The organism is Pseudomonas sp. AC016 (genome assembly GCF_979253365.1).
On sequence record NZ_CEEDCC010000001.1, the window covers coordinates 865,738 to 888,732 of the forward strand.

At 57.0% G+C, this 22,995-nt stretch carries 27 protein-coding genes; 4 read left to right on the forward strand and 23 right to left on the reverse strand.

The window, feature by feature from the left end; genetic code table 11:
- Positions 1-163: 163 nt before the first annotated feature.
- Together AC0IXS_RS03715 and AC0IXS_RS03720 are read left to right on the forward strand one after the other, a co-directional pair.
- On the forward strand, positions 164-808 hold the full coding sequence (locus AC0IXS_RS03715; RefSeq protein ID WP_471823798.1) for a hypothetical protein: 645 nt from the start codon (positions 164-166) through the stop codon (positions 806-808).
- 12 nt (positions 809-820) lie between these two features.
- Entirely contained in the window at positions 821-1,516 is a 696-nt protein-coding gene (locus AC0IXS_RS03720; protein ID WP_471823800.1) for an SOS response-associated peptidase family protein, read from the forward strand.
- A 58-nt stretch (positions 1,517-1,574) separates the two neighbouring features.
- Here AC0IXS_RS03720 and AC0IXS_RS03725 read toward each other — a convergent pair whose 3' ends face one another.
- Positions 1,575-1,991, reverse strand: coding sequence for a hypothetical protein (locus AC0IXS_RS03725; protein ID WP_471823801.1), 417 nt, complete (start codon positions 1,989-1,991; stop codon positions 1,575-1,577).
- Between the two features lie 598 nt (positions 1,992-2,589).
- Between AC0IXS_RS03725 and AC0IXS_RS03730 the strand changes: the two genes are divergently transcribed.
- Both AC0IXS_RS03730 and AC0IXS_RS03735 read left to right on the forward strand, forming a co-directional pair.
- A complete protein-coding gene (locus AC0IXS_RS03730) occupies positions 2,590-3,525 on the forward strand; it encodes a DNA-processing protein DprA (protein WP_471823803.1) in 936 nt (311 codons plus the stop codon).
- A gap of 21 nt (positions 3,526-3,546) precedes the next feature.
- On the forward strand, positions 3,547-4,686 hold the full coding sequence (locus tag AC0IXS_RS03735) for a phosphoribosyltransferase (protein WP_471823805.1): 1,140 nt from the start codon (positions 3,547-3,549) through the stop codon (positions 4,684-4,686).
- 164 nt (positions 4,687-4,850) lie between these two features.
- Here AC0IXS_RS03735 and AC0IXS_RS03740 read toward each other — a convergent pair whose 3' ends face one another.
- From AC0IXS_RS03740 to AC0IXS_RS03845, 22 genes are all read right to left on the reverse strand, one after another.
- Positions 4,851-5,393, reverse strand: coding sequence for a DUF2514 domain-containing protein (locus AC0IXS_RS03740; RefSeq protein ID WP_471823807.1), 543 nt, complete (start codon positions 5,391-5,393; stop codon positions 4,851-4,853).
- Positions 5,390-5,935 carry a glycoside hydrolase family 19 protein gene (locus AC0IXS_RS03745; RefSeq protein WP_471823809.1) on the reverse strand — a complete coding sequence of 182 codons (546 nt, stop codon included), beginning with the start codon at positions 5,933-5,935 and terminating at the stop codon, positions 5,390-5,392. The genes AC0IXS_RS03740 and AC0IXS_RS03745 overlap by 4 nt, the downstream gene beginning before the upstream one ends.
- 55 nt (positions 5,936-5,990) lie before the next feature.
- The gene (locus tag AC0IXS_RS03750) at positions 5,991-6,377 is read right to left on the reverse strand and encodes a tail fiber assembly protein (RefSeq protein ID WP_471823811.1); all 387 of its coding nucleotides are present in this window, start codon (positions 6,375-6,377) and stop codon (positions 5,991-5,993) included.
- Between the two features lie 18 nt (positions 6,378-6,395).
- Complete coding sequence (locus AC0IXS_RS03755) at positions 6,396-7,412, reverse strand: hypothetical protein (RefSeq protein WP_471823813.1); 1,017 nt, start codon at positions 7,410-7,412, stop codon at positions 6,396-6,398.
- Positions 7,413-7,443: 31 nt separating this feature from the next.
- On the reverse strand, positions 7,444-8,106 hold the full coding sequence (locus AC0IXS_RS03760; protein ID WP_122437779.1) for a hypothetical protein: 663 nt from the start codon (positions 8,104-8,106) through the stop codon (positions 7,444-7,446).
- Positions 8,103-8,471 (reverse strand): hypothetical protein, encoded by a 369-nt coding sequence (locus AC0IXS_RS03765; RefSeq protein ID WP_471823815.1) that lies wholly within the window; start codon positions 8,469-8,471, stop codon positions 8,103-8,105. Before AC0IXS_RS03765 ends, AC0IXS_RS03760 begins: the two co-directional genes overlap by 4 nt.
- Positions 8,468-12,178 (reverse strand): TipJ family phage tail tip protein, encoded by a 3,711-nt coding sequence (locus tag AC0IXS_RS03770; protein ID WP_471823817.1) that lies wholly within the window; start codon positions 12,176-12,178, stop codon positions 8,468-8,470. Before AC0IXS_RS03770 ends, AC0IXS_RS03765 begins: the two co-directional genes overlap by 4 nt.
- A gap of 57 nt (positions 12,179-12,235) precedes the next feature.
- The gene (locus AC0IXS_RS03775; RefSeq protein ID WP_471823819.1) at positions 12,236-12,814 is read right to left on the reverse strand and encodes a tail assembly protein; all 579 of its coding nucleotides are present in this window, start codon (positions 12,812-12,814) and stop codon (positions 12,236-12,238) included.
- Positions 12,815-12,871: 57 nt separating this feature from the next.
- Complete coding sequence (locus tag AC0IXS_RS03780) at positions 12,872-13,507, reverse strand: hypothetical protein (protein WP_471823821.1); 636 nt, start codon at positions 13,505-13,507, stop codon at positions 12,872-12,874.
- 63 nt (positions 13,508-13,570) lie between these two features.
- Positions 13,571-14,329 carry a C40 family peptidase gene (locus AC0IXS_RS03785; RefSeq protein ID WP_471823823.1) on the reverse strand — a complete coding sequence of 253 codons (759 nt, stop codon included), beginning with the start codon at positions 14,327-14,329 and terminating at the stop codon, positions 13,571-13,573.
- 2 nt (positions 14,330-14,331) lie between these two features.
- Positions 14,332-15,081, reverse strand: coding sequence for a phage minor tail protein L (locus tag AC0IXS_RS03790; protein WP_471823825.1), 750 nt, complete (start codon positions 15,079-15,081; stop codon positions 14,332-14,334).
- Positions 15,082-15,090: 9 nt separating this feature from the next.
- The gene (locus AC0IXS_RS03795; RefSeq protein ID WP_471823827.1) at positions 15,091-15,429 is read right to left on the reverse strand and encodes a phage tail protein; all 339 of its coding nucleotides are present in this window, start codon (positions 15,427-15,429) and stop codon (positions 15,091-15,093) included.
- Positions 15,429-18,911 (reverse strand): phage tail tape measure protein, encoded by a 3,483-nt coding sequence (locus AC0IXS_RS03800; RefSeq protein ID WP_471823829.1) that lies wholly within the window; start codon positions 18,909-18,911, stop codon positions 15,429-15,431. Before AC0IXS_RS03800 ends, AC0IXS_RS03795 begins: the two co-directional genes overlap by 1 nt.
- A 10-nt stretch (positions 18,912-18,921) precedes the next feature.
- Entirely contained in the window at positions 18,922-19,170 is a 249-nt protein-coding gene (locus AC0IXS_RS03805) for a DUF1799 domain-containing protein (RefSeq protein ID WP_122408994.1), read from the reverse strand.
- Positions 19,171-19,232: 62 nt separating this feature from the next.
- Complete coding sequence (locus AC0IXS_RS03810) at positions 19,233-19,616, reverse strand: phage tail assembly chaperone (RefSeq protein ID WP_471823831.1); 384 nt, start codon at positions 19,614-19,616, stop codon at positions 19,233-19,235.
- A 3-nt stretch (positions 19,617-19,619) separates the two neighbouring features.
- The gene (locus tag AC0IXS_RS03815) at positions 19,620-20,276 is read right to left on the reverse strand and encodes a phage tail protein (protein ID WP_471823833.1); all 657 of its coding nucleotides are present in this window, start codon (positions 20,274-20,276) and stop codon (positions 19,620-19,622) included.
- A gap of 70 nt (positions 20,277-20,346) precedes the next feature.
- Complete coding sequence (locus AC0IXS_RS03820) at positions 20,347-20,757, reverse strand: phage tail terminator-like protein (protein ID WP_471823835.1); 411 nt, start codon at positions 20,755-20,757, stop codon at positions 20,347-20,349.
- On the reverse strand, positions 20,754-21,410 hold the full coding sequence (locus AC0IXS_RS03825) for a hypothetical protein (RefSeq protein ID WP_471823836.1): 657 nt from the start codon (positions 21,408-21,410) through the stop codon (positions 20,754-20,756). Before AC0IXS_RS03825 ends, AC0IXS_RS03820 begins: the two co-directional genes overlap by 4 nt.
- Positions 21,407-21,775 carry a hypothetical protein gene (locus AC0IXS_RS03830; RefSeq protein WP_471823838.1) on the reverse strand — a complete coding sequence of 123 codons (369 nt, stop codon included), beginning with the start codon at positions 21,773-21,775 and terminating at the stop codon, positions 21,407-21,409. The genes AC0IXS_RS03825 and AC0IXS_RS03830 overlap by 4 nt, the downstream gene beginning before the upstream one ends.
- A 17-nt stretch (positions 21,776-21,792) precedes the next feature.
- Positions 21,793-21,987 carry a hypothetical protein gene (locus AC0IXS_RS03835; RefSeq protein WP_471823839.1) on the reverse strand — a complete coding sequence of 65 codons (195 nt, stop codon included), beginning with the start codon at positions 21,985-21,987 and terminating at the stop codon, positions 21,793-21,795.
- Between the two features lie 35 nt (positions 21,988-22,022).
- A complete protein-coding gene (locus AC0IXS_RS03840) occupies positions 22,023-22,523 on the reverse strand; it encodes a DnaT-like ssDNA-binding protein (RefSeq protein ID WP_471823840.1) in 501 nt (166 codons plus the stop codon).
- Between the two features lie 3 nt (positions 22,524-22,526).
- Positions 22,527-22,955, reverse strand: a complete 429-nt coding sequence (locus AC0IXS_RS03845) for a CTP synthase (protein ID WP_471823842.1) — start codon at positions 22,953-22,955, stop codon at positions 22,527-22,529.
- Between the last annotated feature and the right edge of the window lie 40 nt (positions 22,956-22,995).

The following is a 22,995-nucleotide window of genomic DNA, read 5'->3' on the forward strand; positions in this document are numbered from 1 at the left end:
ACACCACTCCCCAAATTGGAAACGCTCGACTACTGTATGCACATACAGCAATCAAGAAGTACCTACCATGGACCAGAAAGTGAGCCAGCTCTTGGAGGACTGGCACAAGTTATTAGACTCAGAGAGCACGTGGCAGTCGCCAGCCTCCTGCTACCGATACCTCATGTCGATCGCCGATCGGCTTCATGCCTTGGCAGCAATCGACCCGATGGAGCGTTTCGAAATGATGGAACTGGCAAGCGCGGCATTTTGTTACTACGTCGAGGCGAATCCAGAGGAATGGCGCCACCCTGCTTCGAACTACGCGATCTTCAACGAGGCACGTATTCGGGTCGGAACGCTGCTAGGCAGCAGATATATCCTGCACGGCCCTGACATCGAACCGGACCACAAAGCCTATTTGGCTATCCTGCGGGACGACAACACGCTGCTGACTCACACGCATCAGCTTTACGGACGCCTGGACGACCGGTATGTCAAAACCGAGACCGGTCAGAGGGTGGTGCTGGTCGAACTGAACCGGCAGTTTTCAGGTGTAATCCGCACGCGAATAGACGATCCCGATCAGTACCGGACCATCATCGAAGCGGCGACGCTTGCGCTTGAGTCCGGAGACCTGGCCCAGTACATCAAGCTGTGGGAGCGCGAGAACTTCTCTGTCTATCGCCAGTGCTCCAGATGCTGCGACCGCTTCGAGCTTCGCGACGACTGCACTGACTGCTCTGGTCGTGGATTTGTTGAGGACCCGCAATGCCCGAGCAAACTTCCGCGCAGCTGGGGCTGTCAACAGAAGACAAACGCCGCTTAGCAGGTGAACGTCATGTGTGGAAGGATTGTTCAGAAGGCAGGAATGCCGGAGTACTTCAGCGAGCTGGCACCGCGCTTCCGGATACTCAGTGGCTATGACGGCGAGCCGATCGGCCGGTACAACGTTGCGCCGACGACGAAGGTCAACATCCTGCGAGTGGCAGACGACGCAGTCTATGTGGACCCGGTCAAATGGGGATGGGCGCCGTTCTGGGCGAAGGGGAAGCGTCCCGACCCGATTAATGCCAAGGTCGAGACGGTTGCTACGGGGAAGTTTTTCAAGCAGCTCTGGCCGACCGGCAGAGTGCTTGTTCCCAGTGATGGGTGGTTCGAGTGGGTCAAGGACGAACGCGATCCGAAAAAGAAACAGCCCTACTTCATCCGACTGAAAGGCCAGGCGCCGATGTTTTACGGCGCCCTCGCCCACGTCACGCCTGGTTTCGAGCAGCACGACGATGACGGCTTCGTGATCATAACCGCAGCGAGCGACCAGGGCATGGTGGACATTCACGACCGCCGGCCATTGGTGTTGTCGCCGGAGCTGGCCAGAGAGTGGATGGATCCGTCCACGGATGCGATCAGAGCAGAAGAAATCGCGAAGGAATGCTGCCGGCCGGTTGACGACTTTGAATGGTTTCCGGTGGGCAAAGAGGTGGGAAATGTGCGCAACCAAGGCGCAGAGCTAATCGAGCCGTTTTCCAGGCCCTGAGTGGGACATTAGTCAGAGCAACGCGGGACAATGCGGACACCCGCGTACAGCTCAGTCATCACCCCGAAACAGGGCGACCGCCAATCCAATCAGCGTCGTTGTGGCGATTACTCCTATCATCGCCAGTGTGTAAGCCTCTGCCATGTTGCTGCTCATCATCTTGGTGGTTGGAACCGCTGTTCGGCCACCGTTCGTTGATCAGCTTTGCGACTAGCAGTGATTCATCAATCACCCGTTCTGCGCTTTCAAACAAAAGCATCGGTGGCATTTCAAGATAGCTCGCCACATCAAGCTTGGCCTGTACCGCCAAAGCGTACGGATCAAAGCCAAGCCGGAATGCCGCATGAAACACGGCGACGAGCGTGTTGCAATACACTCCATCTGCAGTCATATCCATGATCGCTCCCGGTTCGTTGGTCAGGAGCAGCCCCACCTTGCGGCTGCCCCACTGATGAGAATCAGTTTTTCCATTCAAGACCCACGGTTGCCTGGCATCAAGTATTTGACGATCAATGCCCGACCGCCTGTCGATAGCTACTTGAGCCGGGCTTTGACCGAGGCGGGAAAGGGCCGGGCAGATATGATGAAGAAAGCGCCCCGGCACACCTAAGCCTCAATGATGCTTTCCGCTCGCAAGCATTCTATTTTGGTGACTGACCAAATGGGCCACACCGACCGAACAATGACAGTCCGTGTCTACGGGAGGTCGATGCCAAGCTCTGACACAGGCGGCAGGGCTGAAAATCTTTTTTGCAAGTCGGCAAATGACAATTTAGATGTAAATCCGATAGACATCGCAAACAACTGAAGGCACTCTGGCATGCTATGCAGATTCCAAGCTTCACGCTTGGCAGAAGGAACTCTCGGAACGCCTCAAGGAATTGGCCGACTTGATTTTACAAGGCACAGAAACAATGGAAGACAGGGGTTATTGGCGACACGAACGGATAGCTTTTCTCGCGCTATCCACTTTGAAAGGCGTGGGTTTTCGTACGCTATATAAAATATCGAAATCTGGAATAAGCTTTAGCGCTGCACTTCGCGACCCTATATCTGCTGGCCTTGAGAAATTCATGCTTGAGTTTCCAGCTGGAGATTTTGAAAGTCAGAAAAAACTTTGGGAGTCGGGTGTAGCTGAAGCCAAGAAACTTGGCAATTTGAACATTTCTCTAATGTTCATTAAGGAGCTTCGATTCCCTCAAAAGCTTGCTGCGATATACGACAATCCCGAATGGCTCTTTGTCCAAGGCAATTCTGAAAACTTGTATATGCCAGCAGTTTCGATTGTCGGCACTCGAAAACCTTCGGATGACGGCATATTTTTAACAAGATTTGTTGTTTCAGCTTTAGCCCATCATAAGTGCGTCACGGTAAGCGGCCTAGCTGTGGGAATAGATCAGACTGCGCACGTAGAATCAATGAGATATGGGATACCTACGGTTGCGGTTCTTGGAACTGGAATTTTAGAGAACTACCCAAGAGGCTCTGAAGCTCTAAGAGCAAAAATTCTTGAGGAAGGAGGTACAATAATCACTGAATATCTGCCTAGTCAATCTTATAGCGCAGAGAATTTTGTCAGAAGAAACCGATTGCAAGCGGCCTTAGCAGACCTACTTATCCCAGCAGAATGGAAGATAAAAAGCGGGACTGCACATACAGTGAAGTTTGCGAGCCAATATGGTAAGAAAATCGTAAACCTCCACCTTCCAATGAGTCGCGAGCTAAAGCCTGAGCTATCATTTTCAGAGGAGGCTTATGGGGCATTGTGTCTTGAGATCCCCAAAGACACACAATTCCTAGCTGGCTTGATTTCAGTAGTTACTGAACCTGAATCTATATCTATAAGCGACCCACCAGAATATGTCCTACCTGAGGGTGCGGAAAGCTTAGCAGTACCGAATGAGCGCAATAGCTCTCCAGGCGAACCAAGCACATTAGTTGAATCAGAAACTCAAGAAGACTCAACAAAACCGAACAAAAATTTAGACCCTCAAATACCACTGTTATAGAACGGACTTCAAGGAGTAAGGATGCTTGCGCTAATAACGTCGCCTGCAGCTCTGCTGCAGAACGGGGCAATATCAAAGCCACTGATTGATTCGCTAATAAAAATCAGTGCTTCTGGCAATGCGGTCGGGATAACGTCCAACCACTCCAAGCCAGCATGGTTTGATGAAGCCTTCAAGGGCACTGACATCATCTTCATAAAAACGGACGCACGCCAGAACGGCGAGGTGATCCGTAACGCTGCTGATTCACTTAAAATTGAGCCCTACGACATCATGGTTTTGGCAATAAAAGCTGAAGACATGCAGATGGCAAAAAATGGCCATGCGATGCTCATAGCAGCTGGCTGGTCCTCCGATAAAGCCATTAAAGGTTTGGGAATTCAAGTCAGCAATGGTAAAGACCTAGAGGATCTCGTCAGACTCACAGATGGCTGGACAGGGCATTGGTGGTTTGAAGGAAATAAAGCCAATTACAACGCTCGTGCCCTAGCAGATCTATCAGGATACGGAGGCAGTATTACCGCAGCTCAAAAAGCACTCGCGGGCAAGCTAACCGCTACCGTAAAAAACGGTGGTCCACAGCTCACAGCGTTAGCTTTATTGGCTTCCAGGTCACTACTGATAGACGGATACTACGATGTGGATGATCTGCTTTGGGGCGTCTACCCATCCTCGCAGGTTACTCAAGGAGATAGCGAAGTGCTTAGTGATTTCACACACGCCCTCCGAACTACGGTTTCCCTAGTCAGGTTCGCAAAGCGCGATGAGCCATTATTCATTCGGCATACAGCATCTGAGAAGAGATCTCTTAACCGTGGTGGCGATCGAACAGATCCTAGTGACCAAATTGCAACGATCCATATCAACCCATTCTATAAAACTCGTTTGAAAAACAGAAACGTAGTGGTTATTGATGACTGTACTACCTACGGCCTCTCGTTCGGCGTTGCTGCAGCATTTCTCAGATCTGCCGGCGCGGCCAGCATTACGGGACTCGCCCTTGGTAAGTTCGGAAAGACCATGCAGTACTACGATATAAAAATAAGTTCAGATCCTTTCAAACCAGTGACGAAGGGCCAATACAGCTTCTCTCCCTGCATTGCGTTCGAAGGAAGCACAGACTCTAGAGCGCAGCAAAACTTGATCAGGCTAATGCCATGATTACCAAGAATAGCAGCGTTATGCCAACCTTTAGGCTGTAAGACGCGTATATAAGGGCTGGATTCGGGTTCAAATCTCTCCGAATTTACGGAAGAAACTAGGTAATGAGTTTGACTACGCACAGGCTGCGTACCGTGCTCAAGACCTAGGTTTCATTACGTCTCTTATCGCTCCGAAAATCTTCCGTTTTCATCTCCTGCTCGATTTGATAAGTCGTAAGAGGCCTCGCACGCCTGCCCCGCTACTCTGAGCTGATCAGCGTAGCGCGCCAGCTCTCCCGCTCGCGCGTCAGCCCGGCTGAGCAGGTCGGAGAGCACCATGGCGGCACGGGTGGCATTCTGGCCTCGATCGGCAACTCCGGGATCGCTGGGCACACAACTGGCGGAGGCTGCCAGCTGTCCTGCTTCACTGCGCAGCCGGTCGCCAGCAGCGTCAGCGACAACAGCATCAGCGATCGCAGCGGTCTGTTCTTGTCTCGCATCATTTGCCACCTGGTTGGCCGCTTTCTGGCGGCGTTGCTCTTCGGTTCGGTATTCGGTCGTGGTGGTGGCCACGGCCTGTGACTGGGTGCTGACCTGTTCGTCCCACTTCGCCTGCCACGCCAGATGCGTGACGTTCGCGCCGTGCCGGTATGCGCCGTACAGAGCACCGGCCACGGCCAGCAGGATCAACAGCGCACTACCGACCCGTGCGTAAAGGCCGGTCACGCCAACACCTTCAGCGCCTGGTCGTACAGCGCCTGTCGATCTGCCAAGCCGTTGGTGCCACCGTTGATGCGCTTAGTGATGGCGATGAAGTCGCCCTTGTCGGCCAGCGAGTTCAGGCCGCGACTCCCCCAGTACCAGGCCGCTGACATCGCGGCATGCTCCGGCTGCTCGAGCAGTTCCGGGTGGCTGATCAGATCCAGGCCCAGCGCCTCGCCGCATTCGGCATAGTTGGCCCGGCCGGTTACCTGGATCAGCCCGCGCCCACGGTAGAACTGACCGTCGCCGTCGGCTTCGGGCGTGTTGCCCAGGCGCTCCGCCAGCTTGCCGGTATCGTATTTCGACAGATACTCGCTGCCGCCCAACTCGCGCACATATCGCAGCTGGCCCGACTCATGGCCGATCTGAGCGATGAACGCAGCGATGCGCTCACGGGTGATGATCTGGTATTTGCCCATGGCAGTGTTCAGGGCTGGAACGAAGACGGCAGCTTTCGCACCGGCGCTAGGAAGGATCGTCAGCAACTGCTGTGCAGTGATCGGCATTTATTTTCTCCAGACAAAAAAATCCCGCGCTTGGCGGGATTGGTTGGATTGCGGATCAGGCCGGGGTTACCGGCCAGACAACTGAGTCAGGGAACGTACCTTGTTTGTCGACCCGATAGAGCTGAACCTTGAAGGTGGCATGTTCCTCGAACAGTGCTTTCTCTTCGTCGGTCAGAATGCCGGTCACGTAGCCATCGATCAGCACCGAAGTGATCACGGCTGAGCCCGCCAACAGCTCGTCGCGCTTGGTCCTGATCGCGAACGCTTTCTGTCTCTGCAGATACGCGTTGTGGTCGTAAGATGCGAGTGCGGCATCCATCGCTTCCTGAGTCACACCTTCAATATGCATGTACTCGCCGTCGTAATAAGACATCGAGAAATCAAGCTGTCCTGATGCCGTGCGAATCCAGGGCATGTCCCAGAAGTACGGTACTTTTGCCATCGCCATCGCCATCGTTTGTCACTCCAGTTGGAAAATATCTATAAGCCCCTGCCCGCTCATGGGCATGTTCAAGTTATTGCCTGTATCCTGAAACCCTTGAATTCTTAGAATTGTTCCGCTGGCCGTTATCCGCGCAATGTAGGTCATCTGAACAGTAGTAATTCCGTTAGGTACCACCGGAACCAAGTTCGTGCCGCCTTGCGCGGGCGCGCCATCCAGCGTAAGTCTTATTCCGCGTCGGCCATTGGGGCTGTAGTCATAGACCAGAGTCGCGGTAATGAGAAACATGCCTACAGGGAGAACAAAGTTCTCGGGGCTCACGCTCTGGCTGTGGATGTTGCCAGTACCGTAAACATCATTCGTCCATTCGATGTTGTAGTACTGCCCCGGCTGAATGGTGTAAGCGCCACGGTTCGACCGCCACTTGATGGTGGAGCTTCGTCCAGTGCCCCCCTGCGAGACGGCCAATGGTGTCGTCAGTCCTGTGATCGATGTGATGTCGGCGTTCGCGCCTCTGGCTGCGCGGGTGTTCATCTGAGCTTGTAACTTGCCGAATGCCTGGAGGATCGTATCCGTCGGCACAATAGAGTTATTGTTGTCGTTAGCCAGGTTGGTCAGAAGTGTTCCTCTGACGCGAGCAGTGGTGAAATACTGTGCGTTAACTGTCTCCGGCAGGCCAGACGTATCGGTCAGTGCCAGCGCCTGGCGAACGCCCGCAAGGGTTCCGGTCGGACCGAGAACGGCGAGCACGCTGCCATACTGAAGCACCAGCGCACGCAGTGCGTCTGCGGATTCCTTGACATAGCCCTGCAACGGAGCGAGCGCGTAACTGCCCGATCCGTTAGAGGCTCCCTGATAGTTTGGCGAAATGGACATTGCTGTATCGCTGGCAATGTTCGTAACTTCATACCAACCACCATCAGGCCCGCGAAAGCCATCGCCAACACGACTGTTTGCGATGAATGCCGTATTGGTTCCAACAACAGAATTCGAATTTTGGGCAACGGAAACCGTGCCTGATTTATACCAAGGCATTATTCAACTCCAGAAAAGTAACTTGCCCTGATCAGGCGGTAAGTTTTGCGCAGAGAAAAGGGCGATGACCTTGATCGGTCCACGCCGCCGTTGCGAGGCTGTACATCATTATCTTCGAGTTAGCGTAATCCACCCCAATTGCACAACCACCACCAGCGGCAGGGTTATGGCAATGCATGGCAAACGAGTTGATCGAGATATATTCTCCTGCGCCCAATAACTTATTGATTGACCACTTATATCTAAGGCCGATAGTCAGCTGGTCCGCGCCTGCGTAGGTCCAGTCACCCGCCGCAAATGTGACAACCACTGCAGGCGCCCCACTGTCATACACCAGAGCACCACTCGGCCCCCAGATTCGCATCCCGTAAGACGATGTCCCCATCGAAGCCCAGGCCGCGACGAAATACTGGCCGCTCAGTGTGGACTGGATGTTCGACGCCTTCATCGAAAAGCCGGTCCAATTTCCCGGCCCACCAGTGAACCAGACAGACATTGGAACCTGCACCGGCCCGCCCTCGGCAGGTCGAATAAAGACCAGTGGCGGATCGGAGCTGGTTACTGCTCGAGCGAAGGTTGCGTCTGCCGTATTGGTTCCCGAATAAGACCCTTTTGTCAGCACGCACAGCCGTGGTGCTTCCGCATCGATTTGAACGTAATTGCTGTCATTGATACTGATAACCCCGAAGCTCATACCTTGAACCTCACTGCATAGCCTCTGACGACGACGCGCGTCTGGTTGGTGTTGCCAAGGTTCGCCTGTGGATTAGCCGACCTCACAACCACCTGATCCTTCGAGGGAGTGGCATAGGGGTACGACTTTGTATTGCCTGTCGCATCCCCCTCGGCCAACTGGATGTCCTGCGACCGCGTCGGGATCATCATGAACACGCAGTTTGCCGGGTCGTAACCCGGAATACTGACGGTGATGACCTTCGCCGTTGAGCCCGATGTATCACTGAAGTCCAGCGTTCCCTGCCAAATCACCTGATATGTGAACGTGGTCGTGTCCATGACCAGGTTCCCGCTGTCATCCCAAACCCTGGCTCCGTAACTCATGCGTCAAGGTTCCCCCACTGGTAGCGCTTCTGGTTGTTAGGATCGAATACCTTGCCGCCCTGCGCGTTGATTACTTGGCGGCCGCCACCGGCGAAAGCACTGTTGATTTCAAATGTCCCATCGAACCAAAGCTTCCAACCGGATGTGCCTGCCACGTAGTTGTTCGACTGGATGTAGTTGCCGATTTTGGCGTTGGTGATCGTGCCGTCTTGAATGAAGGCAGAGTTGATGAACACTTGCCCGTTCTGAACAGCAAAAGGAACGGATATCGCGCCGCCCGCCATTGAGTTGACGACGGCGAAACGGTCGGCACTGACCATGAAAGTGCTCTGGAATGTCGAGCCGTTGTTTTCGATCCCAAGCCCAATGCCGGCCGCCACGTAATTACCTCCCGAGGCAACCTGCATTTTCACCGACCACATGGTGCCGAGCTTTCCGTCTGTAGCGGCCTGCGCTGAGCTGACCACCTGCACCGCTGCACTTGCGCCGTTTGCCGTCGCCTGTACCTGATCGAGCCGGGTGGCTATCGCGCCGTCTGCCGTGGATCTGGCGGTGGCCTCTTCCTGAATAGCCGCCTGATTACCGCTGACCGATGCATTGAGCGTGGTGAACCGTTGCGCCGTGGCTTCCTTCTCAGTGGCAATAGTGCGCTCAACGATCACGACCTTCGCTTCGTTGTCCACGACCCGCGAGTCGAGCGAGGTGATGCGCTCGGTCTGGGCGAAGTTCTCTCCGGTCCGAACCCGCACCTCCTGCGCGTAACTGGCGGTGCTGTCCCAGCCTTTCAGTGCGTCAGCCAGTTCACCCTCACCGTTGTCATCCCGGTATGCCGCCTGCACAGCTTGTAACTGAGTGGCCGTGGCAGTGGTCTTGCCGTCTAAGGTGGCGATATCGGTCGTGTTCTTGGTGACCTGCGCAGCCTGGGCGTTGGCCGATCTAATCGACTGGCCAGTGTTGACCCAGTACGTCGGGTTTGGCGGACCGTTCGCGCCGCTGGCATTCGCCGGGACGTTTACGATGGCCGTCCAGAGGTTGTCACCCACCCGCACCGTGTTGTCCCGCACGTAGGCATCGGTCGGCACGTAGACTAGCGCATCGGTGATCTCGCCGATCTCCGTCTTGAGCTCGTCCAGACGCTCGTTGACCGAGCCTGGGCCGTTTCCGTCAATTAGGTCGATTCGATCAAGAAGATGCTTCGCCAGCTCCGTTTCGCTGATCTGATCGGCAATCAGCTCAAGGATCGGCCCTGCATCGCTGCTCGCCTGCCCAAAGACGCCATTGCCGACCGGATACCACGGTCCGATGTTTCCGGTGCGGTCTACAAGGCGCGCCCAGAAGAAGAACGTCACACCGGCCAGCAGGCCCTGCATGACGTACTCCGATTGCGGGTAGGCCAGGTCGCTGAGCTTCGTGGCCTTGCCCAGATCGGTAGTCGGCCCGTACCAGATTTCTGTTCGTTGCGTGTCTTCCGCACCAAGTGGGAAGGTCCATTTCAGGCCAATGCCGAATATCAGGGATGAGGCCGTCAGCGACGTAACGGCCGGCGGCAGGCCTTCTTTTCCCTTCAGCTGCGTCAGAATCGAATTCTTCCACGCTGACGAGATATCGAATGCGCTGATCGCCCGTACGCGAGCGAGGTAGCCGCCAGCGTAAATGCCCGTGATGTCGACGCTGGTCGCGCCCGTGCGCTGAACCTTGATCCAGTTGCCATTATCCCTGCGCCATTCGACGTCATAGGAAACTGCGCCGACCACTGCTGGCCAGCTGATTGACATGGTGGTGACAGCCAGGCCTTGGGCAATTGCCGTGGTCGACGATACAGTCACGCTGGCGGGAGCCGGAACGACAGTGATCGGGATTACGCTGATTGGTCGCTCTTCCAGTCGCGCACCGGTATCAATGAAGGCGAACTTGCTCGGGTTGTATTGCAACGCCGTGATCGCGTACTGCCCTTCAGCGCTGCGCTTGGTGCTCAACACCCGATACAGAGGGATCGAGAGATCATCCGCATCCAGTGCCCACTGCAGCTGAGGCGCTGGGGCCTCGCTGTATGAGGTCGTCACGGTGATGGCCCTGCCAGATACTGATTGGACGGTGCGCCCCTCGGCCTTGCCGCTGGGCAGGTTAATGATCAATCGGTCACCGGCCTTGGCCAGCGTGTCCCGATCCAGAGTCACGACGCGACCAGCAGCTGCCGAGATGCGACCGCCTATCTCGCGGCCAGCCAAAAGCGAGTCGGCGATGGGGATGATGTAGCCGGGCATCGGAATGGCGCCCTCAAGACCGGTCGTGAAACTGACTGTTCTGTCCTGGCTGTTGCTCAAAACCACCCATTTGCCGCGGCGCTGGGCCTCGGATGCGCGAGTGCAGCCGATGGCTGTCAGCTCAGTTGGCTTGTCACCGAATCGGCGCTGCAGATCAAGATCGGCGTACGGGATGACGTCGGTGTCGTAGTTGTTTTCTGGATTGTCGTAGCTGACGATTGCGCGGGTGTATCTGGTCTTTGCTGATGCGCTGCCGTAGCTGAACTTCCCATCAATCACGTTCGATCGCGTGAATACGTAGTCGAAGTCTTGGGCGCGCGGCATATCAGCCTGCATCACCAGCTGACCTTGAGCCCAGTACGTCATGCCCCGGTAGATCCCGGCGATGTCGCGCAGCAGGGACCACGCCTCAGCCTTGCCTTGCAGGTTCATGTCGCACAGGAAGCGCGGCTCCATGCCGCCAACACCGTTCGGCACCGCCTGATCGCAGTACTGGGAAATACGGTAGAGCTCCCACTTGTCGACCATCCACGGCTTGATGCGCTTGCCCAGACCGAAACGGTCCTCAGTGCAAATGCCGTAAGTCACCCAGGCTGGGTTGTTGGTCCAAGCCTGCTTCATGGTCCCGTCCCAGACGCCCAAATAGGTGTGGGCTACCGGGTCGTAATTGCTCGGCACCTGCCATTTGCGGGCTTTGCACTTCACAGTGACAGCTGGAATATTGGTGAACTGCTCGGCGTCAAATTCGATATAGAGCAGCGCCGTGTTCGGGTAGCGCAGCTTTGCGTCGATGACCTCTGTCAGTCCGGCGACGAACATCGTGTCGGAAATCTTGTTGGTGTTCTGGTTCGGTGTCAGGCGGCGCACGCGGATCTGCCAGCCAGAGGTCGCGGCCGGCAAGTCGATGCGCCGGGACCGCTCGTATCGAGTGCTGGTCTTCCCGTCCACGGCTTCGCTCAGCGCCTGCTGATAAGCGCCGCCATCGGTGGCCACGTCAATGGCGTACTCGATGCGATAGCCGCCGACGTTACCCTCATCATCTTGTTGCTGAAGTACCGGCCACGCCAAGCGCACGCGAACGGCTGAAAGCTGGGTGTTCGTGATAGATCGAACCCATGGTGAGTCGCTGCGCAGCTCAACGTTGACAGTCGTCTCGTTGTCGACCGAGGGGATGCCTGGGATGTACGACTGGTCCACGGAGCCGGTGCGCCACTCCCACTTCACGTTCTCGAAATTGACGTTGCCGTTCGCGTCATTGATGGGCGTATTGTCGAGATAGATGTCCGCAGCAGTCGGAGTGCCCTCGAATTCACCCTCTCCAACCGCGATCAGCAGCTTGGCCAGGTTGGTTGAGCGCAGGCTATCTGATGCTTCGGTGGATGCCTTCGGGCTGGCGCTGCCGCCTTTCTCGCCATGGATGTCGATCTTGAGTGATGCGCCCATGCTTTTCTCCAGGCATAACAAAACCGCCTCTCGGGCGGCCTATTGGATTCGTGGTGGTTACGTCTTGTCTTCGGCGTAGATCGATGCAGAGATGATTGCACCGCCCCAGCGCCGCTCACCGATACAGATCGCTACCGGGTTGCCACTGGCCGTGGTGTTCTTGGCGCTGCCGAAGGCGTACGACGGCTGATTCTCTGGCGCCGCACTCTGCTTGATGCCTGCAGCTTGTGGACTGAGCATCTGGATCACGCCCCCAGCCAACAGCGCGATACCAGCGGGCGCTGTGGGCGCGCCGAAGAAGCTCGCCGCAATCAGCACCACGCCGATGATCGTTTGAATGATCCCGCCACGCTTGCTGCCGTGCAGCACCGGCACGACTCTGACCTCGCGAGAGCCGCCCAGGCCGAAGCCTTCTTCGCCGACGTTCTTGCCATTGCGGAAGATCGCGAACCGCATCCCGAGACGGTCAAGGCGTCGGATCTCGTCAGCGAATCCTTCCAGCGTCGCCTTCAGTGCCTTGAAGACTTCCCACGTCTGACCAGAGTCGATCTGCCTGCGATGGACGCGGCCGAACTTTCGGGCCAGCGATCCGGACAGCTTGATCGTGGTCATGGGTGAGTAATGAATGGCTGCCATGCGTTTCTCCGGGCATGAAAAAGCCCGCACTTGGCGGGCTATTTTGTTGCGATTTTTTCAGTCGACTGACTGGTATTGAATGGTTGATTCAAGGCGATATCGTGAAGAAAGGTTACGCCTCAAAGCTTCGGCTTCTGTCTTTTCTGCGAACAGGCCTCCTACAGCCACAAGCCCATTGGTTACAAGAGCCGGGCAACCGAGCTCTCTTATCCTTGCCTGGGCTTCGGAGACGCCCTGCTCTGACGAGCATTCAACCCGAACCGCCCATCCGTCGGTAACGATTCTGACCGGAACACTCGCATCTTTTTCGAGATCCGCGCCGCAGTGCTTGCACTTCACTGCTTCTTTTTTGATCGTCTCAGCACAGAAAGGGCATTGTCTTTCGCTCAACGCCTGCAACGCTGACGGATCATCTGCTCCAGATTTAACCCAGCCGCGCCTCAGATATGAAGATTCCAAAATTCCTCTGATCGCAATTGCATAAACCACAGAGGTGGCAAGAACTGCAACTATAAGCCCTGATAATCCTCCGAAAGATGCAGCGACAGCAACGATCAGAGTCCAGACCACAAAGTGGGCCCACAGGCCTCTATAGGCAAGATAAATAGCACCCAAAAACAATGGGCCAGCCCACGCCACGTCACCGACAGTTTCTTTGTGTCCGTTCGCGGTGTTTCTGAATGTGGTGGGCATTTTTCGGCTTCCTTAAGTGGAAGCCTATTATAGCAAAATCACATCAGATCCACATTGCCAAGGTCACGACATGATAGTTGCGTGCCGCAGTATCAACCGAGTTCGATCCAGCCATGGACCGCCGAAGACAATGATCTCCGATGGTCTGCCGTACAGATGGTGCAGAAGGAAGGGACCCGGTCCATGTACGCCGCTCTCTTCTTCTGGCAATGAGGGATCAATGCCGAGGTATATGCCTGCGTGGTTCGGGTGCTTGGTCCGTCCTACCTCCATCACGATCATATCGCCGCGCTGAGGCTGATCAACCCGGACAAAACCGGCCGCCTCGTAGTTGGATTCGTACAGACTTTCCGCGTCCGCACTTTCCCACCAGCCATCGGCGCGCTTGAACGCTTCGAAATCCAAACCATATTCGCGCTTATACCAATCGGCGCAGACCTGCCAGCAGTCCCAGGCCCCATGGACGAAAGGTCGCTTCAGTAGCGGCGTGAAGCCAGTGGGCACTACCGTGCGAAGATCACCCTCAGGCCAACTGATTATGTGCCAGGGCAGCTCAGTTGCCTCACACATGGCCAGGTCCCGCGGCGATGGCCTGCTGGTTGCGTCTGGGTGCGAGTGCACAATGCCTATCACCTCACCGATATCCTCGGCTGCCGCGTAATCCTCGGCGCCGATCCTGAATTCTTCCTTCGGGTCGGTTGCAGTGTTCGCGCACGGAAAGTACTGCTGCTTTCGGCCTACAGCCAAAAGCAGGCCGCAGCATTCGCGCGGATATTCGGCCGCAGCGTGTACGTGAATGGCAGCCAGAATGTATTTCAGCATGGTCAGCTCCTGGCGATCAGGGACACGGCAGGGAACCCGCCGAATGGAATTTCATTGCCTTCGCCGAAGCGCGGATTGCATCCTCTTGCCAGAGTCGCGTCACACACATCAAGTTCGGGATTATCAGTGGGCAAGCCGTCCTTGTCGACGTATGGTCCCGTGTAGCCACAGTTGGGGCCTCGATATCCACCAGTGAGACACCAGTGGCAGAGCGTGGTCATCTGCCGTCCAATAGATTCGCCGCCGACATCGCCCGGACTGGCCAGCTCCCAGCTGACGTTTTCGCCGTCCTCGTTGGCTTTCTGATCCAGATACCAGACTTCAATCGTTTCCTGCGACGGGTCCGCATCAGGATTTCCGCCGGGGAAATTCTGAGCATCCAGATACTGGCCAAGCGTGTGCCGCATGGTCAGTTTGAATTCCAGAAGATCCTCGAAGGCCAGACACAGAGCAGTGATGCGCCCCGTGACGTTCCCTGCTGTGAACACCGGTCGCACCGCCGTGCCATCGCCATTGGCTTCAATGCCATCAAGCTGGATAGGCCAGGCGCTGTACTCATTGCCTTGCCACCAGATTGACTTGGCAGGGATCTGGTCAGCGTTCAATCCAGCCGCGATCAGCTCTGCTGGCGTATGCGGGATGGCGCGCCCGTGGAAGCGCAACACATCCGCGCCATAGTCCGAACCGTCCAGATCGAACAAAAGAACTTCACTGCCGGGCTCAAGAGCCTGAAGGTCAGCAATCAGAGGCATGGTCAATCCTTATGGATGAAAGGCCCGCTCGAAAGTGGCCGTCAGTTTGAATATTCGCCCGCCCATTGGGGTCGGAACGGGGCCTTTGCAGGTGAACAGCCCCAGCTGCCCAAGCGGAGTAGTCCATAGAAAGGCCTTTGCACCTGCGTGCCGATCAAGGAATGTCATGATCGACAAAACCCTCTCCTGGGTTCCGCTGAACGTGACCGGATAGGAGTCAATCTTGTTGTTCAAGCCATCACCGACCTGCTGCTTATAGCCGTCGCCGAATTGGGAGGTGCGCACCCGATAACTTATATCGGGCGCGTCCCCGTGCTGGGTAGGCCAGATGAAGGTTTCAATCGCCATTACTGCCTGCCATTCGTGAGTCGCCAGATTGATCCGCCCGGCTGCAGCGCTCGAGCAATAGCCGTTTCAGCCTCGACTTTCGCCGCGCGCTGTATGCCCTTGCCCAGCTCCGTTGATACCTGCTGAGAATCGCCAGCAGATTCGCCGGATGTCTGCACCGAGACGGAAACAGGGAAGTTGTAGGTGCTGCTGGAGCCGCCTCCACCGCCCAGTGCGCGAACGCCGAGTTGACCGCCTGCGGTTCTGGTTAGAGGCATGATCGCCTCATCCCCTGCCTCGCCCATGACACCGTAACCACCCCCGGAGATACCAAATGCCGTGGGCTTGCTTACGATGCTGTTGGTGAATGCTCCGCCATTGGCGAACATCTGCACGCCGCCAGACCATGCCCCGCCTTTGGCCTGGGCCACGCCGGACCAGCCGCTTAGCGCTGCATCGCTGTAGCCCGCAACGCTTGCCCCGGCCTTGGATGAAATGGCACCCGCAGATCCGGCTTCTAGCCCTGTCCCACCGGTGAAGTAGCTCGTAGCAACACCCACCAAGCTGCTCAGGAGGGCCGAGCTTGCTTGGCGAGTAGCAATCCTTGCCATGTCGGCCAATATAGACTTGGTAAAATCCGAAAACGAACCCTTGCCAGTCATTGCGAATTCTACGACCGCGTCCTCCATGCTGCCGAACGCGTTGGTGAACAGGCTTTGCGTCTGCCCGGCAACATCCCTTGCCGAATCCAGGTAGTTCTGAAAGGCCGATGATGCGCCAGCGCTCCAGCTTCCCTGGGCGACAGTCATGTCGTCGTAGTTCGCCTGAACGGTGTCACGCAGATCCTGCTGAGTCTTGCTAAGCGCCGCCAGTTTTTGGTTGTACTCGTCAAGGCTCATGCCTCGCGAACCATCACCATACTGGTCAGCCAGCTGAACTCGCTGCTGATTGATTCGGTCGTCTACGGCGTTTTGCTGATCGAACAGGCCGCGCTGCCGATCACCCATGCCGAGAGTGGCGGCAGATCGCTGGCCCTGCTCGAGCAAGGTTTTGACCTGCTGTTCCAGCGCGCTGGTGTACGTCGATACCGCCAGTTCCTGTTTCTTGAGCCTGCCCTGCTCGCTGGTGGCCAAAACCGACAGTTCGCTGTCCGCTTTTTTCTGCGCCTCCACCATGGAGGTGCGCGCGTCGGCGATCTTCTGATCGAGCTGGATCCGCTGCTCTGCGCTGGTGGATGCTTTACCCTTCGCTGACTCCAGCGCTGCAATCTCAGCCTCATACGCCGACGCGACGTCGCCCTTCTGCTGCTCAATGATCGACGCCCGCTGGCTGGCGTATGATTCTGCGGACACCAATCCGGCTTTCTGCGATGCGTCCAGTTCCTTCTGGATGCCGTCGTAGTAACCCGTGATCGACTTCAACTGGTTCTGCGCCGTGTTGAATGCCGTGAGGTCAACGGCAGTCGCAGATTTCGCAGGGTCTTTGTTCTTATCTTTGATGTTTTGCAGGGTTTTTGCGACGTAGTCAGCCTGGACTTTTGGATCGTCCGGATTGGCTCTTTTCAGAACCTCGACGTCGCGCAAGTAAGCCTTGGTCAGCTTGTCGCGCTTTTCCGCGTTGGTGAGGTTTGAATCGCTGACCTGCTTTAGACGCAGCTCCGCCGCGATCCCTTCCTTTTGACGCTGGGCCTCGTTACCTTTTGCCAGCGCGATCGCTGCCTGCGTCTCTCGCTGCTGGGCAAGGAACGCGAGCTCCTGCTTGGCAGTGCCGAGCCTCTCAGCCGCGTCCTTGTCAGTTGGGTCGTAATTTAGCTGGCTTTGAGCGTAAGCCGCCTGCTGCTGAAGCTCCGCTATTTTCTGGGCGTCATCCTGCTCCCTGCCGATGTTCTTGATCGCATCTAACGACTTCTTGGTCTCGTCGCCGACGGCCTTCCATCCGCGCTCCCAGAGCCCGAGATTTTTGGTGATCTCGCCGGATCGATCATTGATCGCGTCAGCGTATGAATCAGTCAGCAGCTTGGCGGCGCCGATGGTATCGCCCTGCTCCTTCAATGCGACTATCTGCGAATAGACTGACGCGGTGAGAAAGTTGAACTGTTCGTTCAGCTCCTTTGCAGCGGCTACAGGGTCCTTCCCGATTTTTACAAACTCAGCGACTGTCTTTTCAACTGACTTGCCAGTTGCGTCCTCCATGGCGGCGGCTGCATCAGCAACCGTCTTGAAGCTGCCGCTGGCAATGCTTCCGCTGCCGGCAATCTGAGCGAGCGATGCCGCGGCCTCGCCGATCGTCCCGTTGACCGCCGCTACCTGAGTTGCCAGCACGGACAGGTTGCCAGCAGTTGTGCCGGTGACGTTGCCGGTGAGGATGAGCGCCTTGTTGAACGTGTCGGTCTCTTTACTGCCCTGGCTGTAGCCGTAAATCAACGTACCCACTGCAGCGGCCGCAGCCAGTGCAGCTGTTACGAAAATACCGAAGCTTATAGTCAGGGGAGGCGTAACCGCATTCAGCGCGCCCGCGGCCTCTTTTGCATTCTTGGCAGCATCGGCTGCAGTATTCGCTCCTTCAGCCATCGCCCCCAGGCTTTGTCCAGCAGCATCCGCACCATCCGCTGCTGATTTCGCACCAACCCCCAAGCCCTGGAGCGCATCTCCAGCAGCACTAACGCCGCCACCGATACCGAGAATTGCCTTTATCTTTCCGCCGAGCACATCCATCGTCGGGCCGATCCCGCCGAACGAATCCTTGATCTGCAGCCCTTGCTCCAAGAACACCCGAAGCGGGTTTTGACCCCCGATGAGACTGGTGAAGATGTCACTGAACTGTTCCGGCAGCTGTCGCAATGCCTGCTCGGTCTGCGCGGAAGATTGACCTGTTTTTTTCAGCGACTCACCGAAGTCTCCAAGCTTCTGCCTTGAAGCGTCGATTCGCGTCGAGTAGTCCCTGAACGTTTCGGCGTCAATCAGCCCGGCGTTCTTGTATTTCTGTAGCTCCGCCTGCTGCTCATCGAGCTTGCCAAGCGCCGCAACGGCCGGATTTATCTTGCCGAGCAGAGCCTGAAGCCCATCGGCTTCAATGCCTGTGGCGACAGCCGCCTTTTTTGTCGATTCAGCAAGCTGATCGGTAGATCCTACCAGTGCGTCCGAGTCTGCCTGCAGTCTGCGCCGAAGCGCTGCAAGACTGCTCACGGAAGAGCTTGAGGCATCCACCGCCGACGTATTGCTGGTAACGCTTGTCGTCAGTCGCTGGTAGTACTCACTCGACTCCAGCGAAGCCTTGGCCATCGCATTCAGTCGGGTTAGCGCCTGATCTGTTGTCTCGTTGAGCTTTCCTTCGGCAGTGGAAAGCCCCGACGCTGACGTCGAGGCCTTGTCGAATCCAGATGCAACGCCTTCGGCCGCCTTTTCAGCGCGGCCGCCGGCGGCAGCAAGCTTGTCCAGATCGGTAGCAGCCTGCGCAGCATCGCCGGAATCAACCTTGATCCCGAGTTCAGCAATGGTCGTCATGAGCGCTCCGCTATTTCGATTCGCTCATAACGAGCAGTGCTTCGACCTCCAGGGTCCGGAGGTCGGAAAAGATGCCAGGCAGTTCGTTTCGCTTGAGTCCGACCATTTGAGCTGTGGCTGGAACAGCGGCGTAATCAAGCCCGGACGCGCCGCCCGGACCTGTACGCCATTGCGTGGACAGAGACTCAAAGAGCCGGAACGCCTTCCAGGCATCCGGCCAAACCTCTATCTCTTCCTCCGGGATGTCGGCCTTGGTCATACCGAAGGCCGCGAGCTGTTGGTCGGACGGACCGGACTCATACAGCGACCGGGCCGCCGCCCTCAGTTTCCCAGGCGTGCCGGGTCGTACGCGCCCTGGTAAGCATCGATGACTGCCTGAGGCGCGCCGACGCAGGTTGTCACCAACGCAGCGATCGACTCGTCACTGAACTTGTCGTCGAAGCCCCAGCCCGTCACCACATCCTTGATCTGCTGAACCTGCAGCAGAATCTCGGCTGAGGTCACCTCCTGCCATGTCATGCCGTCCTCGGTGGTCTTGGTGTTCAGCTCCTTGCGGGCCTTGTTCCACGACTCGAACATCTCAGCCAAGGCCTTGCGGTCCATGTACTTGAATTCGAAGTCGACCTTCACCGGCGACTCGCCGATGCGCGGGATCATCACCAGCGCCTTGAACGTCGGGTTTTGAGCGATCTTTATCTTGGCCATGAGTTACGCCACCACTGCCGAATAACGGGTTGGACGGCCTGCCAGCGAAATCGTGATGACGCGAGTCATCAGGTTGTTACGGGCCAGGGCGGGCGTGGACGTGATGGTCACGTACGCGTTGTAGAGGATGCTGTCGCCGTTCGGCAGGTTCAGGCGCAGTACGCGCGCGATCTTGTCCTCGTCGGCCGCCTCAACTACAGCCACGTATGGCTGATCCGGGTCGTCTGCGACCGTCACCGCCATGCTGATCGGGTTTTTGGTGGTCGGCAGCTGTCGGTCGTCATCGTCAGCCAGGAAGCCGAAGGTCAGAAACTGCTGGTCGCCGCCGCTGGTCGCCACGTCAGTGATCTGCGAGATTTCAGTGAACGCGGTCACCTCACGTACAGAGCCAGCGCCGGAACCAACCGGGTAAGGCTGGGTATTCAAGGTATTGATGCGCTCAAGCGCGAAGGTGCCACTCAGGCTGTTATCTACGCGAGCAGCTCGATCATTCAGGCGAGTCCAGCCCGACGTTACGGCGATGATGTCACCGTCAGCCAGGCCGTGCGCAGCAGCAGTGGCAACAGCTGGGTTTGCATTGCTCAGCGCAGTTACCGGAATTGCCGCGCCATATGCGGAGGCGATCTGAAGGGTTGCGCCGTTGGGGAGTCTGAAGCCCATGTTGGTTTTCCTCTGTGCAGAAATGACAAAACCCGCTCAATGGCGGGTTCTGGGTTGCCCAATGGGCGAATTAGTTGGTGTCGGCCCGGTACTGAAACGAAGCAGAGACTGTCAGCACGCTGTCGCCGGTGAACGGCGGCCCAGGTTCCACCGGCGTGAGCACCAGCACCTCGAACGCGTCTTGCTTGAGCCTGAGATAGGCAGGAAACAAACCGGCAATGTCGTCGACAAGGCCCTCAGCTTCGCCAGTCCCATTGCCTGCTGGGGTGACAGCGTTGACCTGAAACACGCCGGTATAGACGCGGTGATCGCCCGCCAAGGTGTCGGTACCGGTTCCGGCCGGAAGCATAAACGCTGCCAGATATGTCTCGTCTGCCTCTGGCGTGAAGCTGACACCCTGATAAGCGATCCTTAGGTTGCGCCCGTCTGCCCATGCTGTGAGTCTCTGCTCGAACAGCGAGCGGATTATTTTGTGGCTCATACCTGATGATTCCTGATGGCCGCCTCAACGATCTGCTGGAAGCGCGCCACGGTGATTCGGACCATGCCGCCCGGCGCCTGAGTCGAATGCCCAAATTCAAGCGGGATGGCGTATGGCAGGCTGTTGGTGATGTAGGCGACGTCACCCGCACGGAACTCCAGCACGCCACTGACGATGCGCGCCGTGGATCTGCTGCCACTCGGGTCGACCTCTTCCGTCGTGGCTCCGTCTGGCGCGCCAATTCCGAACATCCAGTTTCCACGGAATCGGCCGCCGACGTAATCCTGGCCAGCTACGAGCCCGTTGACGTTGAAGTTCTGGACACGCTCGGTCTTGGTCAACGGCTTGGCGTATTTCACGCCTCGCTTCAGCTTGCCGGACTTCGTGAAGTTCGACTCTGTCAGGTTGATGGCGGTATTCCGCAGGGAAACCTTGAAGTCGTAGCCGTCGGCTGCGCGGGTGTTCGCATCGCGAAATGCCAGATTGGCCGCCCATATCTCAGCATTGCCCACAGGAGACATCCGGATGACGCTGCTGCCGATCTCGATGATGATCTCGCGAAGACTGACATCGACCGCTTCCTTCGCCTGCTCGGCAAATTTGGCGAGGTCGAGGGCGAAGCTGCCGGACTGACCAGCACCTGCGCGGCTCATGAGCGCACCTGCAGCTCGTACAGCAGTGGCGTGCCTGCCGGGTTGATCTCTTTCAGCGGTGGAATGATCGACCAGGTGCGACCTTGGACCACCACCTTGCTGAGCAGCGTCGGTGGCTCACTCAAGCCTCGAGCGGCAATTTTCAGCTTCTTGTCGCCTACCTTTATCAGGGTATTGGTCTGGAATTCCTGACCGGTGAAATCGAGCAGGATGCCTTGGGCGGTTCGCTCCGTGACCGTATCTGGTGATGTGGCGCCGGAGCCCGGGTTGTACTCGCCTTTGATCGAGTCGCGGATGGTGACTGCCTGGCCGTATTCGGTGATCAGATCGAGAGCCATCACGGCCATTTCGTCGTAAAAGGCCATGAGGACTCCTGAAATATCTAACGTGAGCGCCGCTCTTCGAGCATTTCGTCGGCGATTTTTGCAGCTTTATCTGTGATGGCTTTGGTGTTACTTGCCATTCCAGCAAGCATCCCGGATGGGGCGTTAGGGTTGGCCTGAGTTGGCTTTGCGAGCAATCCAGTTATAGCCGCCGCAAAGTACCCATCCCAAGCTTCTCGTTCTTCCTGACTCATAATCACCTCCAGTTATTGAAGGCGAGACGCTATCACTACACTCGGACTGCAAACAAGCCACGTCTCTGCAGATAGTCCGCGAACTGCGTAGCGCTGGGCCGGTCCGGCGCAGCAGGCAGTAGTCGCTTGCTGGTATTGCTGATGGTCGCGTATTCACGCTCCACCGCGCCGTCGACCTTTTCCTTCGTGACCGCGCCCTTGCGCTTGTCGATAGGATCAATGTCGTCAGCATGAATCTCTGCGGCCAATGCCATCTGGCCGTATTGAATGCGCGCCGGCAGGTAGCGCTCCGGCTTGTTCTCCCCATCAAGGCGGATCTCCCGGCGAGGCCAGGCAAGTGCCTGCTCGCTGGAAGACTTTCTACCCTTCCAGGTCATCCCATCCATCGCCAAGGCGGCACGGCGCAGTAGCGCCTCCTGCGCAACCTGTTCAGCCGGGATCGTTGCACCGAATTTCACGGCGTAGCGAGCCAGTTCTTCAGCAGTCGCGTAGCTTTCAGCAGCCGCTACGCCAGTGCCGTCCTCGATGATGAGCATGGGTTATTCCTTGATGTCGTTCAGACGATCAGCCTCGGCCTTAGCCTGGGCTTCGTCACCCGCAAAGTCGCTGAATCGTACACCGTCACGGGTGATGATGATCCACTGGTTATCTGCTTCCAGCTTGGGGATGTAGACCGGTTCTTCCTTGGTGCCATCCTTCTGTGTGCCGTTGGACTCAGGCTTGGTTGGGCCTTTGCTCGGCTTTGCAGGAGTTTTGTCAGCGGCCTTGGCCTTGCCTTTCACCGGCGTCTTGCGTGTCTCGATCTCCACCTCGATCTCGACCGCCTCATAGGCATTGACGATTTCCGGGTAATCGCCAACCACGGTGACCTTGGTCACGCCGCGTTCGACGTTCCGGAACAGATCCGGGTTGCGATAGCGCTTGTTGGGATCGAAGTCGCCGCGCTGGTTGCTGTAAACGAGTTCCATGATGTTCTCCCTGGCGGCCATCGCTGGCCGCACCGTTCTG

Excerpts from the sequence above, each read along its gene's own strand:
- AC0IXS_RS03715 (WP_471823798.1), top strand. The coding sequence starts at position 164 with ATGTCGATCGCCGATCGGCTTCATGCCTTGGCAGCAATCGACCCGATG.
- AC0IXS_RS03720 (WP_471823800.1), top strand. The coding sequence starts at position 821 with ATGTGTGGAAGGATTGTTCAGAAGGCAGGAATGCCGGAGTACTTCAGC.
- AC0IXS_RS03730 (WP_471823803.1), top strand. The coding sequence starts at position 2,590 with ATGCTTGAGTTTCCAGCTGGAGATTTTGAAAGTCAGAAAAAACTTTGG.
- AC0IXS_RS03735 (WP_471823805.1), top strand. The coding sequence starts at position 3,547 with ATGCTTGCGCTAATAACGTCGCCTGCAGCTCTGCTGCAGAACGGGGCA.
- AC0IXS_RS03745 (WP_471823809.1), bottom strand. The coding sequence starts at position 5,935 with ATGCCGATCACTGCACAGCAGTTGCTGACGATCCTTCCTAGCGCCGGT.
- AC0IXS_RS03750 (WP_471823811.1), bottom strand. The coding sequence starts at position 6,377 with ATGGCAAAAGTACCGTACTTCTGGGACATGCCCTGGATTCGCACGGCA.
- AC0IXS_RS03755 (WP_471823813.1), bottom strand. The coding sequence starts at position 7,412 with ATGCCTTGGTATAAATCAGGCACGGTTTCCGTTGCCCAAAATTCGAAT.
- AC0IXS_RS03760 (WP_122437779.1), bottom strand. The coding sequence starts at position 8,106 with ATGAGCTTCGGGGTTATCAGTATCAATGACAGCAATTACGTTCAAATC.
- AC0IXS_RS03765 (WP_471823815.1), bottom strand. The coding sequence starts at position 8,471 with ATGAGTTACGGAGCCAGGGTTTGGGATGACAGCGGGAACCTGGTCATG.
- AC0IXS_RS03770 (WP_471823817.1), bottom strand. The coding sequence starts at position 12,178 with ATGGGCGCATCACTCAAGATCGACATCCATGGCGAGAAAGGCGGCAGC.
- AC0IXS_RS03775 (WP_471823819.1), bottom strand. The coding sequence starts at position 12,814 with ATGGCAGCCATTCATTACTCACCCATGACCACGATCAAGCTGTCCGGA.
- AC0IXS_RS03780 (WP_471823821.1), bottom strand. The coding sequence starts at position 13,507 with ATGCCCACCACATTCAGAAACACCGCGAACGGACACAAAGAAACTGTC.
- AC0IXS_RS03785 (WP_471823823.1), bottom strand. The coding sequence starts at position 14,329 with ATGCTGAAATACATTCTGGCTGCCATTCACGTACACGCTGCGGCCGAA.
- AC0IXS_RS03790 (WP_471823825.1), bottom strand. The coding sequence starts at position 15,081 with ATGCCTCTGATTGCTGACCTTCAGGCTCTTGAGCCCGGCAGTGAAGTT.
- AC0IXS_RS03795 (WP_471823827.1), bottom strand. The coding sequence starts at position 15,429 with ATGGCGATTGAAACCTTCATCTGGCCTACCCAGCACGGGGACGCGCCC.
- AC0IXS_RS03800 (WP_471823829.1), bottom strand. The coding sequence starts at position 18,911 with ATGACGACCATTGCTGAACTCGGGATCAAGGTTGATTCCGGCGATGCT.
- AC0IXS_RS03805 (WP_122408994.1), bottom strand. The coding sequence starts at position 19,170 with ATGACCAAGGCCGACATCCCGGAGGAAGAGATAGAGGTTTGGCCGGAT.
- AC0IXS_RS03810 (WP_471823831.1), bottom strand. The coding sequence starts at position 19,616 with ATGGCCAAGATAAAGATCGCTCAAAACCCGACGTTCAAGGCGCTGGTG.
- AC0IXS_RS03815 (WP_471823833.1), bottom strand. The coding sequence starts at position 20,276 with ATGGGCTTCAGACTCCCCAACGGCGCAACCCTTCAGATCGCCTCCGCA.
- AC0IXS_RS03820 (WP_471823835.1), bottom strand. The coding sequence starts at position 20,757 with ATGAGCCACAAAATAATCCGCTCGCTGTTCGAGCAGAGACTCACAGCA.
- AC0IXS_RS03825 (WP_471823836.1), bottom strand. The coding sequence starts at position 21,410 with ATGAGCCGCGCAGGTGCTGGTCAGTCCGGCAGCTTCGCCCTCGACCTC.
- AC0IXS_RS03830 (WP_471823838.1), bottom strand. The coding sequence starts at position 21,775 with ATGGCCTTTTACGACGAAATGGCCGTGATGGCTCTCGATCTGATCACC.
- AC0IXS_RS03835 (WP_471823839.1), bottom strand. The coding sequence starts at position 21,987 with ATGAGTCAGGAAGAACGAGAAGCTTGGGATGGGTACTTTGCGGCGGCT.
- AC0IXS_RS03840 (WP_471823840.1), bottom strand. The coding sequence starts at position 22,523 with ATGCTCATCATCGAGGACGGCACTGGCGTAGCGGCTGCTGAAAGCTAC.
- AC0IXS_RS03845 (WP_471823842.1), bottom strand. The coding sequence starts at position 22,955 with ATGGAACTCGTTTACAGCAACCAGCGCGGCGACTTCGATCCCAACAAG.